The following is a 19624-nucleotide window of genomic DNA, read 5'->3' on the forward strand; positions in this document are numbered from 1 at the left end:
AAATAACTACGACTAAGTTAAAAAATTACTTCCCTTTTCCAAGACGGTAATCTCTTTGCAATACCAGCACACTTGCTTTTTCCGGCTTCTTCATTGGAACATTCCAATTGCCTTGATAGCTCACCTTAGCCGGCAACTTCTCCTCCCCAAAATAACCCATTTCAATATTCATTTGTACATTAAAATCAAAAAGCATATTGCTGTATTTCATATCTACATAACGACCTAAAATTTCAAAGTTGCGTTTATCAAAAATCGTTGTTAGCTCTTTAATCATCAGCCCATCCTTAGTCCAATTGCTTAGATCAGGCTTTACTGTAACCTTAAAACGGTAGACAGGAATAGAATCCAGATAGGTCCCGCTGAAAAAGCTATAATCATAATACTGCCGCATATTGGCTGTAAAGATCTCTGTTTTGCTTCCTATAAAAGGCAAACCCTTAACCGGTCGACCGGGAGAAAAGATCAACGTTTTCAGTTTATCCTTATATCCGGCAATGGCCCCGTCAGACTTTCCCACAGCAGATTCTGAAGAATAGGAAGACTGATAAGCATTCATAAAAATGTAGTCAAACATCTCAACCGTATAAAGATTGTATTTCCCGTTTTTCTTAAAAAGCTTACCGGTGTCTTGCTTTACCAGGTATTCCAACCATGGAGCGGCATTGTTCCGTTTCACCTTACGGTATAAACGTCCGGTTACCTTATTCTTTTTGTCATAGGTATAAATACTATTTTCGGCTACAAAGGAGTACTTCTTCATATTGCGAAAAGCCTGATAGAAGCTCGTATCAGTGGTTACAGCCCTAATAAAAGTCTCCACGCTTAAACGCTCCGAAGTAATGTTTACCGCAGAATCCAGCTGAATGGTTTTAATTGTATCCGGATTAAAGCGGGGAATAACCTGCCCAAAACCATTAAAACACAACATCACAAATGCCGTAAACAAAACTATTTTCTTCATTAATTACCCAGCTGTTTCACTGCCATATAAGCCATTAAGCCTGTCGACAACTTCAAAGCATCCTCGTCAATGTCAAAATTAGGTGTATGTACAGAATAATAGGTATCCTTGGCCTTATTACCGGTACCCAACCTATAGAAACAAGCATCCGTAATTTGCGAGTAATACGCAAAATCTTCCGCAGCCATCCAGATATCCAGATCAAGTACATTTTCCTTACCTAAATAATCTTCAGCACAAGCGCGGGCATTTGCCGTTACCTGCTCTTCATTGATCAAATAAGGATAGCCATCCATGATGGTAAACTCACAACTACCGCCCATGCTTTCGGCAATACCTTCTGCCATTTTCTTCATCAGGCGTTTAGCCTCTTTACGCCATTCTTCATTCAATGTTCTGAAAGTACCTTCCAGTTTTACTTCATTAGGAATGATATTCGTTGCACCATTGGCAATGACTTTACCAAAAGAAAGTACAGATGGCAAACGTGGATCCGCATTTCTGCTCACGATCTGTTGTAAAGCCACAATAATATGCGAAGTAATCAATACAGGATCTATATTTTGGTGTGGTTGTGCACCATGTCCGCCTTTACCGCGAACCGTCACATACAATTCATCTGTAGAAGCCATATAAATACCTGAGCGGAAACCAACCTTACCAGACTCAATCAAAGGCATCACATGCTGCCCTATGATATGCTGAGGCTTAGGATTCTCCAATACGCCTTCTTTAATCATAATGCTTGCCCCACCAGGCAACATCTCTTCTGCAGGTTGAAATATTAGTTTTACTACCCCTCCAAACTCTGCTTTCAGGCTATTCAAAATATAAGCCGTACCCAGCAAAGAAGAGCTATGCACATCATGCCCACAGGCGTGCATAACACCTGGGTTTTTAGAAGTATAAGGCTTATCATTAGCCTCCAATATCGGCAATGCGTCCATATCTGCACGCAAGGCGATGACCTTATCCGAAGGGAGCTCACCCGTAATCAATCCTACAACACCAGTATTGGCCATTTCAGTAAAAGGAATACCCCAGTCTGTCAAAATACCTTTAATAAATGCCGAAGTCTGAAATTCCTTGAAAGAAAGCTCCGGATTAGCATGCAAATGCTGACGGTAACCAACTATCTGCTCAAAAATATCACCGGAAAGTGCCTGAATCTTATCTTTAATTATCATTGCTGTAATTTAAATTAGGTGCATTAATCTTTTCCCTAAAAATAAATAAGGTAGGGAACATCGGTCTAAGTTCATTCAATAAACGCTGTGCTTCCAGCCGCGTCCTGAAATCGCCAACCCGTAAATAATAATTTGGTTGCTTATAAGTAATGTAGGTATTTAACTCAGGGTAGCTTGCATTGAACTTACTCTGCTCGTTAAAAACCTCACGCCTGTCAGATCCATAAAAGATCTGAACCCGGTATCCCATTTGCGAAACAATTGTTGTTCCCGGCTTAGCACCCACCGCGCCCGAAGGGCTAGTAGCTGTAGACTTTAGGCTCAACTCTATGCGTTTGGCAATTAAACTGTCTATCATAGGGTCCTTTACTACCGAAACCACCCCCCTTGTTTGGGCAAATGCCATAGTAGAAAAACAACACAATAAACCAGTTAACAATTTCTTCATGAAAGGATATAAAAAAAGAATGCCGAATTCTTTACAAAACTCGGCATTCTATATGTTTAATACAAATTACAATCCTGCACCGTGGCAGTTTTTGTATTTCTTACCGCTACCACAAGGGCAAAGGTCGTTTCTACCTACAGTAACTTCTTTACGTATTGGTTGTTGAGGGGCTAGTTCACGGGTATCATCCATGACATCAGCAGTGCTACTTGACTGTCCAAACTCAGGCTTAGACATTTTCAATTTGCTTGGTGCAGGTCTTGGCGCCTGTGCTTCTCTGATATCATTAGGGTCTGCCTGTACAGGAATTCCGCCTTTGTATAAGAAGCTTACTACCTCTTTGTTCACCGCATTCAGCATGTTTTTGAACAAGTTAAAGGCTTCCATTTTATAAATGATCAATGGATCTTTCTGCTCGTAAACTGCATTTTGTACCGACTGCTTCAACTCATCCATCTCACGTAAATGCTCTTTCCATGATTCGTCGATCAAGGCCAACACAATCGTTTTTTCAAACGACTTGGTAATCTCACGACCACCATTGTCTATCGCCTTTTTAAGGCTAACAGGCACTTGGATGCTACGTAGTCCATCTGTAAATGGAACAACGATTTGTTCAATCTGCTCACCACGTTCAGCAAATACCTGGTTCAATACCGGCATCGCCTGACTGATAATTGCATCTGATTTCCTTGCATAGAAAGCCGTAACCTCTTCAAACAATCTATCCGTTAAATGATGAATACCTTTAGAGGTGAATTCTCCTTCATCAATAGCTGTATCAGCAGAGAAGTTTTTAATTACTTCCAGTTTAAACCCTTCGTAATTGCCTTCTTCTTTATATTCAGTAACGATATCTTCAGCAACATCAAATGTCATATTGCTCATATCTACGTCCAAACGATCGCCAAACAAGGCATTTCTACGTTTTGAATAGATCACCGTACGTTGTGAGTTCATTACATCATCATACTCTAACAAACGCTTACGAATACCAAAGTTGTTCTCTTCAACTTTCTTCTGTGCACGTTCAATAGATTTGGTAATCATCGAATGCTGAATCACTTCACCGTCCTCAATACCCATCTTCACCATGATGCTAGAGATCCTTTCAGATCCGAATAATCGCATTAAGTTATCTTCAAGAGATACGAAGAATTGAGATGAACCTGGATCACCCTGACGACCAGCACGACCACGCAACTGTCTGTCTACACGACGAGACTCATGACGCTCAGTACCTACAATCGCTAAACCACCAGCATCTTTAACGCCTGGGCCTAATTTAATATCCGTACCACGACCAGCCATATTGGTTGCAATCGTAACCTGACCTGCCTGACCAGCTTCAGCAACAATATCAGCCTCTTTCTGGTGCATTTTCGCGTTCAACACATTGTGCTTAATTCCACGAAGTTTTAACATTCTACTTAGTAATTCCGAAATCTCTACCGAAGTCGTACCCACCAATACCGGACGGCCTGCTTGCGTTAGTTTTACAATTTCTTCTGCCACTGCATTGTATTTTTCGCGTACTGTACGGTACACGTAATCTTGATGGTCTTTTCTTGAAATTACTCTGTTAGTAGGAATCTCTACTACATCTAATTTATAGATGGACCAGAACTCACCTGCTTCCGTAGTTGCAGTACCCGTCATACCGCAAAGCTTGTGGTACATTCTAAAGAAGTTCTGTAAAGTAACCGTAGCATAAGTTTGTGAAGCATCTTCTACTTTCACATTCTCTTTAGCCTCAATTGCCTGATGTAAACCATCAGAATAACGACGACCATCCATAATACGGCCAGTCTGCTCATCAACAATCTTGATCTTTCCTTCGTCAATGATGTATTCTACATCAATCTCAAACAAAGTATAAGCTTTCAACAACTGGTTTACAGAGTGAATACGCTCCGCCTTGATTGAATAATCGCGCATCAAAGCATCTTTCTTTGCAATTTTCTCTTCGCTGCTTAATGATGATTTCTCGATCTCAGCAATCTCAGTACCTACATCAGGCAATACAAAGAAATGTGCATCCTCACCAGATTTGGTGATCAGCTCAATACCTTTTTCAGTCAATTCAACCTGATTATTTTTCTCATCAATATAGAAGAACAGCTCCGAATCTACCTTAGGCATATTCTTAGACTGATCAGCCATGTAATGATTCTCAGTTTTCAATAAGGTTTGTTTTACACTACCCTCACTCAAAAACTTAATCAAGGCTTTATTTTTAGGCAAACCACGGTGCGCACGCAAAAGCGCTAAACCACCTTCACCTTCTTCGGTTCCGGCTTTACCATCATTAATTAATTTCTTAGCTTCATTTAAAGCTCTGGTTACATATTCTTTCTGAGCATTTACCAGGCGTTCAATCCTCGGTTTTAACTCATGAAACTCATGCTGATCACCAAAAGGAACTGGTCCAGAAATGATCAAAGGCGTACGGGCATCATCAATCAATACTGAATCGACCTCATCCACCATGGCAAAATGCAATTTACGTTGTACCAGTTGGTCCGGAGTCTGCGACATGTTGTCACGGAGGTAATCAAAACCAAATTCGTTGTTTGTACCATAAGTAATATCAGCCAGGTAAGCATTTCTACGCTCTTGTGAGTTCGGCTCATGCTTATCAATACAATCTACCGAGATACCGTGGAACTCAAATAAAGGACCGTTCCACTCCGAGTCACGACGAGCAAGGTAATCATTCACCGTTACGATGTGTACACCTTGTCCAGCTAATGCGTTCAGGTATGCAGGCAATGTACTTACTAAGGTTTTACCCTCACCAGTAGCCATCTCGGCAATTTTACCGCTATGCAACACCATACCACCGATCAACTGTACATCATAATGTACCATGTTCCAAATCACCTCTACACCGGCAGCTTCCCAACGGTTTGACCAAAGTGCTTTATCACCTTGAATTACTACATTTTTCTTACGCGCAGCATAATCACGGTCAAACTGTGTAGCAGTAACCTCTAATGTTTCATTTTCAGACAGACGTCTCGAAGTTTCTTTAACTACAGCAAAGGCTTCTGGCAAGATTTCCTGCAAAACCACCTCTAGTTCTTTATCACGGTCTTTAATCAAAGCATCAATCTGATCGTACAAAGCTGTTTTTTCAGCTAATGACAATGTCTGACTTTCGCCATCGGCTTTTAAACCCGCAATTTTACCATCAATTCCCGCTAATGTTTTAGCAATAACATCTTTAAAGTATACTGTTTTATTACGCAGCTCATCATTACTTAATGACGACAGCTTTGCATATTCTTCGTTTATTTTTACGACAATCGGCTGTAATGCCTTTATATCTCTTTCTGATTTGCTTCCAAAAATCTTGGTTAAAAATCCTAACATATTATGTTTTGTGTTTATATTTCTTTTAAAATGATCAAATTACAACAACCAAGCCATGTAGCCAAATGAGCCACAATGTCAGTTGCAGGGTACGAAAAGTACAGCATACACTATACTTGGGGCGGTTAGCCCGTATTTTATTTAAGAGGGAGGGGATTAGGGACTGTTATTTTTAGTCTGCTCTTTTATGGTCAGATCGACTATAACATAATTATTGATCCTTTGTTTTTCAATCTTTTTCTCAGGCAACAAACCTATTGAGGTCAATTCACTGGCAGACAAAAAGAAAGGATGTCTCTGGTCATCAGGTAAATTCAACCTGACAGATGCTGCATCTTTATCTACCTGCTGACTGTTACAAAATTTTGTTACGAGGCGCAATCCTTCAATCCGATCAGCCTTTGCGAGGTTGGTCAGACTAAAAAAGACTAACGAAAGAGTAACAATATGTTTCATGTTGGCGGCAAAAAATTAGTTAATATGCAATGCTCCAGCCCTCAAATCTAATTTTAATCTTTTAAATAATGAAATTCAGGACTCACAAATTACATTACCAGCCCTATAAATTCCATCATTTATTGAGGATTTAGCTCTTTCAATTCCTCAAGATCTGCTCTGAAGCCTTTTTCTTCTTCTCCCAAATTAGGCCATTCCGGTTTCTTTCCGGCGTAATAATAGGAAAAAACCATCACCGCAGCCAAACAGAGTATGGAAATAATTGCTCCCGATATTCCTGATTTCGGTATGTGGATTATAATCCGCCCAAAAGAGAGCAGCATAGAAGAACAGAACATAAATATGACTGTATATCTCAGAAACCTTCTGTATTTTACATAAACAGAAATGATATTCAACAGCGCTTCCTGTAGGTTTTGCCTGTCCACACTTATTTCTTTAAGCGCCAAGCGCGCCCTGAACAAAAAGATCACCATTACTATACAGCTTAAGACTAAAGCTGCAAGTGGCAGATATTGTACCCTTGAGGTATAATCAAAAGGATTCCCGAAAAAACAAAATGCAAGACATATTATGTAAAACAAAAAAAGGCATATCATTTCCGTATAACGCCTTCTAATCCTGGCTATTCTCGAAACGGATCTTTCCCTGATCATACTTGCAATCACTTTTTGGTTAATTTCTTCCGTAGCCTGTAATCTGCTATCATATTCCAGCCATGCTGTTTTCAACTCATCTAAGTTCATAGCGATCTGATTTAATTATTTTTTCTAGTTTTATTTTAATCCTGTTGATCCGCACCCCAACATTACTCTTGCTGATCCCAATGATCTCACTAATTTCTTCGTAATTCTTTTCTTCCAGGTACAACAGAATGATTGCCCTTTCTATCTCCGTAAGACCTAAAATAGCCCGATTTAACATTGATATCTGCTCATCACTATCAGAAAAGGTGCTCATATCCGGAATTTGAAACTCTTCGCCCGACAATGACATCCGCTCAGGCCTTTTGCTTTCTTTTCTAAAAATGGTGATTGCAGTATTCAAAGCAACCCGGTACATCCAGGTACTTTGCTTCGACTCCGATCTGAAGGATGGAAATGCTTTCCAAAGCTGTAACACAATCTCTTGGAACAGGTCATTCTTATCTTCCTGACTTGCTCCATAGAGGTTACATACCTTGAATATGATTCCGCGATGTGTGTTTATCATTTCGACGAATACCTTTTCCATCATTTTTCAATTTGCACAATAAGTCGCAGAACAGCAGAGGAAATTACACATTCCCTAAAAATTTCTCAAGGGTTTAAATTGTGGTGATTTAGTTATTTCGCATATTTGTTAGAAAAACCACATGTCCGATTTCCGTTTAGCTGTTTTTCATACTGTTGCCAAAAGACTTAGCTTCACCAAAGCTGCTGAAGAATTATTCATTAGTCAGCCTGCCGTTACGAAGCATATTCATGAGCTGGAACAGGAATATGACAGCAAATTATTTGACCGCAATGGAAATACCATCAAACTTACCCCAGCAGGAAATCTACTGTTAAAACATGCCGAAACCGTATTTGCCATTTATAGGGCTATAGATTTCGACATGAATGCGCTACAACAGAAAGATAAGGGCTTGTTGCACCTTGGCGCAAGTACAACCATATCCCAATATATCATTGCCCCAATTCTGGCTGGTTTTAAAAAGAAATTTGCCGAGATTGAGTTAAAGCTGATTACCGGCAATACGGAGCAAATAGAAAAAGCATTAATCGACAAAGAGATTGAACTTGGGATTGTAGAGGGGCAGTCTAAAAATCAGGAGATCAGCTATTCCGACTTCATCAAAGATGAGATCGTATTGGTTTGTCATAAAGACCACCCCCTTGCAAAAACTACCGAGATTGAGGCTTCAGCACTTCCATCTTACAACTTTATTGTGCGTGAACAAGGATCTGGAACACGTCAGGTGATTGATCATGCGTTAAAAACTCAGGGACTAAACTTGTCCGATCTACCTGTCGAGATCCAGCTAGGCAATACAGAAAGCATCAAAGCATACCTATTACATTCTACCGCAGTAGCCTTTTTGTCTATACACGCGATCAGCAGGGAGCTATTAAGCGGAGAATTACGTATGATAGAAATTAAAGACATCAGTATAACCCGAAACTTCTATTTCATTCATCTTAAAGGCAAATCAGACCCTATTGCGGAGAAAATGATGCGGTTTGCAAAGCTGCATTATAACTTGAAGTAATGCCGGATAAACATTCGGAATAACAATACCCAAACATACCGGGGTATTTTTGCAGTATCAAATCTGCAATACGAATGGAATACCCTATAAAACATCTGAGTCAAAAAATCATCTTTATAACTGCTGCATTACTTTCTTTGCTCCCACTTATCTCCCCTGCTATTGCTCTATTAATGGGGCTGATCCTGGCACAAGTAATCGAGCATCCTTACGCTGCTGCAAGTCAAAAAACGACACATATTTTATTAAAGATTTCGGTTATAGGTTTGGGATTCGGAATGAACATCTTTAGCACTATCGAAGCAGGCAAAGAAGGCATATTATTTACCGTCGCCTCCATCTTCGGTGTATTAACCATTGGTTACCTCATTGGAAGATGGCTAAAAATAGACTTTAAAACTTCTTCTTTGATCTCTGCCGGGACGGCTATATGCGGGGGAAGTGCCATCGCAGCTCTTTCACCAGTCATGAAAGCCAATCCAAAACAGATTTCTGTCGCACTAGGAACGGTATTTATCCTCAACTCGATTGCTTTGTTTATGTTTCCAATGATAGGTCATTTGCTGCACCTTTCACAAACCCAATTTGGCCTATGGTGTGCCATTGCTATTCACGATACCAGCTCTGTTGTAGGTGCTGCGAGTAAATATGGTGAGCAAGCACTACAAATAGCGACTACAGTAAAACTAGCAAGAGCACTATGGATTATCCCAGTATCTCTTGCCACTACCTATTTCTTTAAAACTGATAGGACTAAAATGCAAATCCCCTATTTTATCGGATTATTCATCCTTGCCATCATCGCAAACACCTACCTACCCTTTGTCACCAAAACGGGACCGTATCTAGTTGCCTTTGCCAAATCTGGGTTAAGCTTAACCCTATTTCTCATCGGCTCTGGCTTATCATTTAAAACTTTTAAAAGTGTTGGCATTAGTCCCCTTGTTCAGGGCACCACTTTATGGATATTGATATCAATTGCTAGTCTTTGTGCGATTATGGTGTTGGCAAATTAACTTGGCAGCAACTCGAAGTGCTTAACTATAAATATTTTTCAAAGATATCTTCCCCGTTATGAGAAATACGATATAAGCTATTTTCATCCAAAATCGCAATTACGGCTTTACCATTATCCACGGACATTTTCAATTGAATACTTTCCCTACAAGAATCCATCTCAACTATAACTTCTTCGTTGATGGGAAGATTAAAAATAAAAGATTCCGGCTCGTGTATTAATTCTAAATCAGAATTTGAGTTATTGAAAATTTTAAAACTTGTTTTTTGCTCCATAATTATATTTTTTCTAATTCCCGAAGAATGACCTTGCTAAATCCATAGCCTGATCTCTTCTTACTATTGCTGCTAGATTTTTTGCTCCTACTAACTGGGCTTTTACAATTTGGTCATTATAAGCTCTTGCCAATTTGACCAAGTTTTCCTTTGTCCATCCATTTTTTAACAGTTCCTCCTTTGTAAAATTTGAAATTGATTTTGTCAAGGTCGTTTTATTTCCCCATCCAAAAAACTCTGAGGCTCCCTTTGTATTTGTATTCATAGATTCAAACAGTCGTGTTAAACTAGTTCCCGCCCCCTTAGCAGAAGCAGTAATTTCAACAATATTCCCATTTATGGTCGCATCAGTAATCATCTTCGGGGAGATCGGGAGATAGGGGTCTATACCTTCTACTGCTCCAGACCAAATATTCGAACCTGCTTTTGATGTTAATGCACCTAACAACCCTCCCCCAATTCCTCCCAACAATGCTTCTTGACCAAATGACTTTAAAGAATAAGGGTCACCAAAATAAACTTGATTTCCAAGCCCAAGTACAGGGCTGGACACCATAGAACCAGCTAAACCACTAACAATGCCACCACCAATACTTGTTGCAGTAAATCCAGAAGCCGCCAACGCAGCTCCTCCAGTTGCTGCACCTATTCCCCCTGCAACCGCACCAATTCCAAATGCTGCAAGCCCATCGCCAAAGTTATGTATTTTTCCTTGTAGCGCTTTTACTCCTAAATTTATTACCCCACCAATAATTGCTCCTGCTACGATATGTATAAACCTCCCGTCAGGGTCTACATAAACTAAAGGATTATTACCCATTCCAGAATAAGGGGTAAGATCGTCAAATTGGTTGGCCGGATCCATCACACTCCAGCGGCCTAAAACAGGGTCATACATTCTGGCGCCATGATCGTACCAGTTTACGCCCCCCTGCTCCTGTAATTCCTTTCCACTATAGAGGTACATGCTTTTCTCGCCCGACGCAAATGCAAGGTTTAAACCATTACCTGCATCTCCGTACATGAGCATCCCATAAGGATAATAACTGTTTTGTTGTATTACTCTAGCTGTGGTTTGTGTTGGATCATTTGGATCGGCCATAAAGGTAACCCTAACATTACCCAGATGATCGGTAATATCATACTCATAACTATAAGTTTCACCAATTTTACGTACACGCCCTTCACCAGTTTGGAGGAATGCCAGTTGGTTTTGTTCATATTGTATACCATCAATATAGTCGGTAGTAAATAAGGTTGTACCCTGAGTAAACTTACGCTGCAATTTCCGTCCGGTGCAATCGTAGACAAATTCTATTTTTGTATCTGGGTTGGCTGTAAAGCTAATTGTCTCAGGTAAGTTAAAGACATTGTAACTTATAGAGATATCTTTGTTAAGGTCTTGTACCATATTGCCATTATCATCATAAAGATATTCATCTGGCTGGTTCGCTATATCTTCAAATCCTAAAGCCTTAACACCTCCAGTAGCTGTACTCAAATCATCTACACGACTATGTTTATTCCCATTATAGGTATATTCAAGCTTATCGATTTGTTGTTTTGCTCCTCCCGTATAAGCCCATCTATCCAAATTAGTGATGTTGCCTTGTTGATTGTAACTGATCAACTCATTATGATTGCCATCCTCGATACCATTGGTCGATGAAATTGCTACAATTAGCTGATTTACATTATCATACCTGTAATTATAACCCAACTGGGGTGGTGCAACTGACATAGAAGGTACAATTCCTGTTTTCCAAGTCATAGCAGCAATATTTCCATTATACTGAGGATTGTCAGAGGCATTTTCATACTTAAGTGACGTTCCAAACAGATCCGCTCCACTACTGGTATCATCAAGATTTGACTGTGTGTTATTTCCTAACTCAGGATCGTTTATTGTGCTCAACCATCCCCTTACATTATAACGGTAATCAATACTTTGCAGATACTTACTTTCGCCCTGTTTAAGGTGTAGTTTTTTATCTATAAGTTGCCCCAACTCATTATAAGTATTATGCACAAGCGTAATTTCTGCATCGTTACCAGTTTTTTGCTTAACATCAACCAGCCTTGAGCCATGGTCATAGATATAATTATTCTTTATAGTAACCGACTGACCATTAGATCCCGTATGTGCACGCTGACTATTAATCATTTTTCCGGAAAAGTCATAACTACTGCTCATTACGTCTTTTCCGCCAAGGTGATTGCCTGAATGAACCTGTATAACCTGTGCGTCCTGGTTATAATACTGCACTGTCCAAAGGAAGGTACTTGCATCGTTAAGCAACCGAACTTTACTCGCAGTTAAAAGACCTTTAGGTTGGTCTTTCTTTACATTACTTGAAAAATCTTGATAAGAATAAGGTAGTCCGGGTATTTCATAGTTATCATAATAATTTATAATATAATAGCTAGAAATGTTGACAGGCCAGGCTAGATTTGTGTAGCCAATACCATCTCCAACTTTAGTTTCCCATAGCCTATACTGCTGATCTATTTGGATTTGGTTTTGTAAAACTTGACGACTACTATTGTCGATCAGAACACCTGTAATAACTACGCGCCCAAACTTATCGTATTTACTTACCAACCATTCATTTTTGAGCCTTTGGTTTGCATCCTGACTGCCTACCAATTGATTAAGCGGATTATAGAGCATATACTCTACTCCCTTACCTGGAATTTTTTGCTCTATTTTTCTCCTCTTATAATCATACTTATATTGATAACAGATATCATTTAGCAGCGTAGTATTTGGAATCGAAAGATCGGCAAAGGAACCAGGAGGAAGTATAAAGGTAAGGTTGCCAAGGTCATCATAGACATAATAAGTCGATAAGATCTCAATCTGTCCATTCTTTTTATTAAAGCCTCGTTTAAGAACGACTTTACCTTCTTGGTCTGTATATTCTTCCGCAGTCCCAGCACGCCCATCTGCCGCTTTCCAGTTTTCTCCTCTAACCATATTGACGATTAATTGATTCGCTGGATAAACTTGTCCTCCAATTAAAGTTGGTTCAATTCCGGATAAACTAACTCCGTACATCATAACCGCACGGGTATTACTTAAATCTGTTAATGCAACCGTATTGTTAAATGTAGTCACTGCTTTTACAGTATGTCCGCTCTCATTTGGCTGTGGTTGCCACTCCGAGCCTTCGGCACCTTGTTCCAGCACCCTGTTCATCGGCGAATTCTCTAATATAGCTTTCGTGTATGGATGACTGTTTGCAGGCTGACCTAAAGGTGGGCTTTGATAAAATATGGCTTGTTCATTTAAGACTTCGGATCTGTACTGCCCATGATTATTACCTATAGTATAAGGCAAGTATTTTTTATCTTCCCTTCCCAATACATCGTAAACAACTGGTCGTAAAATATCTTTATTTGTTGGACTTGCATTAATAGCGATATCTTGTTCAGGTCTTCCAAAGTCATCGAAGTACTGGACGCTTTTGCTTGACTCATTAATAGCGCTATTAATCAATTCATTAGGATTTGCAAATGGTATATTAGCCTTCCAAACAAAAGTATAATTACCCGCATAAGGCTGGGTCATTACATTTGGCAATCGTACCATAACAGATTGAACCTCGCCATTACCATACGAGTAGGCGGATCCTTCTCCACAAGTAACTTTTCTGCGGTAATAAGTCGTTTGTTCCAAGGGAGAAATGAAACTGAGGGTGGCATCCTTTGAACCTGGCATGGCGATAAACACCTTATTATCTATAGATTGTTCCCATTGATAAGTATAGTTTCCATCACAAAGACCTTCCGAAGGTTCTGTTGTATTAATCAGATTGGGGATCGCTGTAAAAGAAGTTAATACCTGATTAGATGTTGTTATGCGGCCAGGTTCAAAAGGTACAATATCGATTAATGCGTAACTATATAACTCAACGCTAGTGGCAAGACTCACAACAGCAACTCGGTATAATTTCTTCGTATCCGTTGCTATAGGTAAATAAGTTCTTTCGTTCGCCCCAATTATATCCTCCCATGAACCACTTGTCATAATATATTCTTGCCACTGATAATGATAATTACCCTGAATATCCGGTTCATTTATTGACAACATCTCAACAGGGGCATTTTTTGCAATCATTTGTCTTTGCGGCATCACATCACCAATCGTAAAAATATCATTAGGCATTATTTTCACGATATTAGAACTTCTTCCGTCTAATAAGAGTCTTCGAATATAAATGGGCTGATCGAGCATAAAGTCCTCTGAGGGCAGGAAATGTTGTTCAGTCCCTCCTAATAAGTTTTCCCAGTATCCATTACCAATGGCATTTAACCTGGTAATAACCGGATCATAGTCCCGGCTTATCTGCCAAACATAACTGATGTCATTTTCTGTGCCTTCTAGTTTTTCAAAACTTCCATCCGAATTAAAATTGGAAACAGAAGGTGAAACCCCTCCTCCCGCATACTCAAGATAAATGCGCAAGATATCGGAATAGGCAATTTCATTACCACAAATAACCTTACGTCTAAAATACAAAATTGCGCCACTTTCGCCAGGCAAGACTTTAGGCGCAATTTCACCAGAGTGCGCCTCATCATATTGCTTATCAGTGTATCCATATAAATCTTCCCAATCAACTTCATTATATGACAACTGCCATTGATATTGATAAAATCCAGAGCAAGTACCCCCGCTAGCATTCCCGAGATTGCTTATTCTGATTCTTCCATTTCCATAAGTCATATTAATGGTTTCACTAGGAGGTTGGTAATGCCCAATTCCACCACCTATTAACTCCTGGCCTTTTAGGGGCAGATAACTTAGAATTGAAACAAACAACAATGCTATAAAACGGTATGTATAAGTATTGAGTACCATAAAATTTTGTTAATGGTTAAAAAATTGCCTGTTGAATATTTATTGATCTTTGTAATGATGTTCAAACTTTTGGACAATATTCCGATTCCGATCTCTGATATGGATTACTCTACCCAATCCATCGTATTCATAAAATGTTGTATTTCCGAATGAATCCGTTTCACTGGTTTTGCCGAAAAATGGATCAAAAGTATAAGTGGTGATCAAGGCATCCTCAGGGTAAACTCTCACTTCATCTATATCTGTACCGTCCTCTAGGGTCATGTTATTATAATAGTCTTTAATCTTATAATTCCAGTTGCCATCCGCATAGTAATAATAGTCAATTTTGTACCTACGATTAGGATCTGCATCAAACGGCACTCTATAAACTCCGTGATGTCCACCCTTACCTGCATACGGTATAGCTTTGGGCACAACCGGAGGAGCAGGCTGATCTTCAAAATCCTGGAAATAATATTCATTACTTGGGCGATTAAGTGAGAGGGGAACAATAGAAATGTAATCAACTGCTATGCCATCTTGCAAAATCATGTTATCGTAATAGAGCTTACTCACCCCAATCCAAGATCCCTTACTGTAGTAACGATAACTAATTAAGTAATAAACCCCATCCACAAGATCTGTTACTTTAAATGGAACCCTATATTTTCCGGTATGATACCCCCTTCCAGAATAGGCTTTAATAATTTCCTGATCAGAAGCGACCGTCTTCGGCTCAAATCCTTCATAAAAGAATTCTGATTTACCTGTTATTATAGAATCCCGACTAACCAGATCAATACCTCGATAAGAAAACTTCAGTTCGCCAGCCGGGGATTTCCCGTGCTGAGCAGTTTGACATATAACATCGTAGAGTTTTATTGTATAGCTGCCTTTTTCCAGATTAATGGTTTTTGGAATTTGAAGAAACCTATCAGGCTGTGATTTGTAATTGTTCCCCCATGAATTATCCATTTGGGTATCTCCACTTTGTGTAGTATACATTCCGCCAGATTGTAGAATACTACCCCAACAATCATTTTTAAATATTGTATAGTCGGCGAACCAATTTTGGTAAGGACTGCCAAATGACAACAACTCCATTTCCCCATACTCTTCCATAGTAAAGGTCACTTTATATTCAGCTTTATTTATCGAAGAAGGAGAAGAAGGATAATAAGCCCAATTTACTGCCGCAACAAGAGGAATAGCTACAGTTTTGGTTCTTTTCACATAGTTGTCAGTGTAGGATACATATTTATTGTTAATCGCATTGCTAATTTTTACTACAGGCATATTACTTTTATCGTATCCGACAGCATTTGATAATCCATAATTATCTTTAGTTGCTATTACTCGGGAATTAACATCGTACTCAAAATGTTTTTGATCTACTAATTGATTACCTATATAACTTGCAGATGAAATAAGATTTATGGTCTTATTTTTAAGGATACCGTAAGTATAATGAACCTGTGTAACTATATCATTTTTTGTGCTTTTTTCGTGTATAAGGACACTCGTTATATTACTCTCGCGCATAACATTGTGAGCGGATCTTTCATCATCAGCTAACATAGGTATATTATTTTCACCCAAATAGTACGATGTTTTATTAATTATGTTACCTTTTGAATCTGTAGTCCTTACATTATTTATCTGAAATTTATTAGGATGATAAGTGTATACATTCGAAACCTCCGCATAATTATTCTGTTCTAGCTGATCATAGTTACGTTGAATAGTTTTAACCAACCGATAGTTTTCTACATTTGTCCAATACCTACTGGTTATTTCACTCGTACATTGTGTACCTCCACAGTCTGCCATTATAATTTCTGTTCTGACACCATACGCCTTGTTTTCTATAGTCGAATTTAGGGCCGCATACTCGTATAAATTCTCAGATATTTTGTTGCCTGATGCAGTAAAAATTGTTTCAGAAAGCGGCAGGCCTCTTTTGTAAGCATTACTTATAGAAGATACAACATTCGGGGTCATTGAAAATAAAGTTGAAATGCTGTTAAGCTTATCCGGAAAATCCGAAAAATTGGTGAAATTGCTTACAGTATAACCGCCATTTCCACTTAGAACCTTTACCTTAGAATAGCCCACAAAGTTACCGTTAACGTCATGTGTAAGTGACTGAGATTCAGAATGATTATTACGCCACCCGCTACAGGTATTTACTTGAAGGTTGGCATAGGTATTTGTTAATATCTGCCCTGTCGACCGCCCTGCATCATCGTAAATATAGTTCACAGATAAAGCAGGTATGTTGGGTGATTGCTTAGATATAGAAGTAACGCGCAGTCCCCCAACAAATTTGTTCTGATTAAGCGCTACGTCATAATAGGTATTCAGTCCATAACTAATGGTTGTCTCGCCATTAGCAAGATCGCTTACTTTTGTTAAAACATTCGTTTTAGCGAAAACTTCATTCGGCTCCCGAATTGATGGGACAACCAAAGGATCTTCTCCCGAAGGAAAAAGAGTATAATAACCCCAAAAGTCAAATTGATCTGAAGTAGGTGCGGGTAAAGTAAGACTTCTATTATAAGTAAATTTCTTGTAGGGTAGTTCTTTAGTATCTTTACTATATTTCAACCTTATTTGATCAAGACAAAGCCTAAAATCATTTTCATCAGTTCCAAAATAATTATAATCAAAATGATATGATTGCTCTTTAATCATATTTGCGGGCATCACATCCACACTTGCTAACCTTGCGTAATAAGAAATATCTTTCCGATCGAATAAATAATTAAACTTTACCTGACCTTTTTCCGTTATAATTTTAGAGAGGTACTTTGGTTCAACAATATCAATGCTTCTATTTCTGCTAATTCTCTCTTCACAGTCGGATCCTACGTTATAAATTACCGAATAATATCGTTTTAAATTGTAAGTATTTCCCGTAGCATACTCAAAATTAATTGTTTCCGCTTGGTTCGCAGATACTATTTTGTCAAGATACCAGCTAGAGATATACGAGTTACCATTCTTTTCTACAGAACTTGGTGAGGTACCAAAGTAGTATTGGGTCCCACTGCCATCTATTGCTATAAACCCATTCTGACATTCGCCTGAATATGTAGTAATCCTGAGGTTGGTGCTATTAGAAAAAACAGGCTTCCCATCTTCATCAAAAACAAATTGTGCTGAAAAAAATGGGGTTTTAATATAAAAGATATCAGGCTCCCCATCTGCTGTTGCTGATTTATATTTGATACCACCACCTATTCCCAAAAATCCACCACTGATAGAGGCATGCGGACTGACCTCTTCAGGTAAAGCTGAGTTACTTCGGATTGCATCACCAATTCTCTTAGCCCAGTAACCTCCAAGATAACCCCAGTAACCTCCAAGATATCCATTTGAGCTATCATCAGGAAAGCCACGAACAACTCTTGTTATGCTACCTCCTGCATTTAATTGCCAACCTAATCCCACCTGACTTGCATAATCTTGAATTTTGATTCCCCTTGCTCCTACATAACTTAACGACACAGGAATCGTCATTTGCCCAGAGGATAAACTTGTGACTGGAATATTGATTTGCGCAGTGCCGGTGTATAAATCGACTCCTATTTCTGCACCAGCACTCGCAATACCCAAAAAACGATTATTTGGGGAGGGGAGACCTATACTATTTTCCTGAGCCATTAATTCAACGCCGCTTAAAAGCAAAAAAATCAACAAATAATAATATCTTTTCATGGATCATTGAATTAAATCCAATACTAATCCATTTGCGTGCACAGGGCGTGCTCGGAAGAAAATATTTAAAAAAATTTAAAGCTTAAAAAAACGGGTAAATAATAGCAATAGAGGCCACAAACAGACCGGTTTAACAAAAAGTCCAAATCCTTCCGTGCATAAAACGACAAATATCTTACTCAATATCCCCGTCAGTATGATTATATTTTTTTTGCCAATCATGTTTGTACCCATTTCATCAACTTTTGCTTTAACATTAGTTAAGGTTCCGACATCCACCATTCTTCGGAATAATACTAGGCTTCCTTTAACCCTGAGGAGGCTATTGGCGCATCCAAACTGGAGAACCTGTTGCCTGCTTCAAATGCACATTAATAAATTCTTTTTAAGAGTGTGAAATCTACTTTCATAACATTATTATGTTAAGCATTAAAACTATTACTCATCTGGAACATTGGCAAATACATAGCACTCCAACCACTAACCCTAAAAAAATAATGATCAGTGGATCCACTAAACTACCCGACTCTCCTTCTCGCCAACCATTATGAATTTTACAATCCCCTAAAATCCAGTCTCAGCACACACTTCTTCCCCCTATCTCCAACCACATCTGCCTTTGGCGCCTTTACCTTCAATGCAGAAATCTTTCCTATTCCCCGGCTGCGCTCCAGTGTATCCACTAGCTTTACCAGCTGTATATACCCACCGTAAAAATGCAAGGCCTGCAACCTTCCCACTGTCGTATTATCCGCCTCTATCGGTGGCTTATCTAAAGTAAAATCAACCGAAACATTCTGTTTCGCTGCAATGGCCGAGGACTGCATCCACAATTTATCGTTCCATTGCTCATCTACTTTATAGCTTTTTAGTATCAAATTCAATGCAGCCAGTTTCTCCTGTACATAAGCAGGGTTAAAAGAAATATCATTACCCTTTTCCGACTCCTCTTTCAACTTACGATTCAACTTAACCGCCTCGAAAGTTTTATCAAAAGCCAGAAACCAGCACAGCAACAAGCCCAAAACAAATAAAGGAAGCAGCAACTTATTTTTCTGAATATGATCTAACCTGCTCAACATCA

The 19624-nt window shown here is 39.0% G+C and carries 13 protein-coding genes; 2 read left to right on the forward strand and 11 right to left on the reverse strand.

Annotated elements, in window-relative coordinates; all coding sequences use genetic code 11:
- Window positions 1–25 precede the first annotated feature (25 nt).
- From FBD94_RS15300 to FBD94_RS15330, 7 genes are all read right to left on the reverse strand, one after another.
- The gene (locus FBD94_RS15300) at window positions 26–964 is read right to left on the reverse strand and encodes a hypothetical protein (RefSeq protein ID WP_131608086.1); all 939 of its coding nucleotides are present in this window, start codon (window positions 962–964) and stop codon (window positions 26–28) included.
- Window positions 964–2151 carry a M20 metallopeptidase family protein gene (locus FBD94_RS15305; RefSeq protein ID WP_131608085.1) on the reverse strand — a complete coding sequence of 396 codons (1188 nt, stop codon included), beginning with the start codon at window positions 2149–2151 and terminating at the stop codon, window positions 964–966. The genes FBD94_RS15300 and FBD94_RS15305 overlap by 1 nt, the downstream gene beginning before the upstream one ends.
- Window positions 2141–2599 carry an SPOR domain-containing protein gene (locus FBD94_RS15310; RefSeq protein ID WP_165503551.1) on the reverse strand — a complete coding sequence of 153 codons (459 nt, stop codon included), beginning with the start codon at window positions 2597–2599 and terminating at the stop codon, window positions 2141–2143. Before FBD94_RS15310 ends, FBD94_RS15305 begins: the two co-directional genes overlap by 11 nt.
- A gap of 66 nt (window positions 2600–2665) precedes the next feature.
- Window positions 2666–5974, reverse strand: a complete 3309-nt coding sequence (secA, locus tag FBD94_RS15315; RefSeq protein ID WP_136880811.1) for a preprotein translocase subunit SecA — start codon at window positions 5972–5974, stop codon at window positions 2666–2668.
- A 156-nt stretch (window positions 5975–6130) separates the two neighbouring features.
- A complete protein-coding gene (locus tag FBD94_RS15320; protein ID WP_136880812.1) occupies window positions 6131–6430 on the reverse strand; it encodes a hypothetical protein in 300 nt (99 codons plus the stop codon).
- A 119-nt stretch (window positions 6431–6549) separates the two neighbouring features.
- Entirely contained in the window at window positions 6550–7176 is a 627-nt protein-coding gene (locus FBD94_RS15325; RefSeq protein WP_136880813.1) for a hypothetical protein, read from the reverse strand.
- Window positions 7163–7666, reverse strand: coding sequence for an RNA polymerase sigma factor (locus tag FBD94_RS15330; RefSeq protein ID WP_205945887.1), 504 nt, complete (start codon window positions 7664–7666; stop codon window positions 7163–7165). Before FBD94_RS15330 ends, FBD94_RS15325 begins: the two co-directional genes overlap by 14 nt.
- Before the next feature lie 118 nt (window positions 7667–7784).
- Here FBD94_RS15330 and FBD94_RS15335 point away from each other — a divergent pair, with 118 nt between their 5' ends.
- The gene (locus FBD94_RS15335) at window positions 7785–8681 is read left to right on the forward strand and encodes a LysR family transcriptional regulator (RefSeq protein ID WP_136880814.1); all 897 of its coding nucleotides are present in this window, start codon (window positions 7785–7787) and stop codon (window positions 8679–8681) included.
- 74 nt (window positions 8682–8755) lie between these two features.
- Complete coding sequence (locus FBD94_RS15340; RefSeq protein ID WP_136880815.1) at window positions 8756–9697, forward strand: YeiH family protein; 942 nt, start codon at window positions 8756–8758, stop codon at window positions 9695–9697.
- 25 nt (window positions 9698–9722) lie between these two features.
- Here the strand turns inward: FBD94_RS15340 and FBD94_RS15345 are convergent, their stop codons facing one another.
- From FBD94_RS15345 to FBD94_RS15360, 4 genes are all read right to left on the reverse strand, one after another.
- A complete protein-coding gene (locus tag FBD94_RS15345) occupies window positions 9723–9974 on the reverse strand; it encodes a hypothetical protein (protein ID WP_136880816.1) in 252 nt (83 codons plus the stop codon).
- Between the two features lie 13 nt (window positions 9975–9987).
- Window positions 9988–14838, reverse strand: a complete 4851-nt coding sequence (locus FBD94_RS15350) for a DUF6443 domain-containing protein (protein WP_136880817.1) — start codon at window positions 14836–14838, stop codon at window positions 9988–9990.
- 39 nt (window positions 14839–14877) lie between these two features.
- On the reverse strand, window positions 14878–18540 hold the full coding sequence (locus FBD94_RS15355) for a hypothetical protein (protein WP_136880818.1): 3663 nt from the start codon (window positions 18538–18540) through the stop codon (window positions 14878–14880).
- 554 nt (window positions 18541–19094) lie between these two features.
- Window positions 19095–19622, reverse strand: coding sequence for a hypothetical protein (locus tag FBD94_RS15360; protein ID WP_136880819.1), 528 nt, complete (start codon window positions 19620–19622; stop codon window positions 19095–19097).
- Window positions 19623–19624 lie beyond the last annotated feature (2 nt).

It is taken from the genome of Pedobacter hiemivivus (genome assembly GCF_005144565.1).
Taxonomy (GTDB): Bacteria; Bacteroidota; Bacteroidia; order Sphingobacteriales; family Sphingobacteriaceae; genus Pedobacter; species Pedobacter hiemivivus.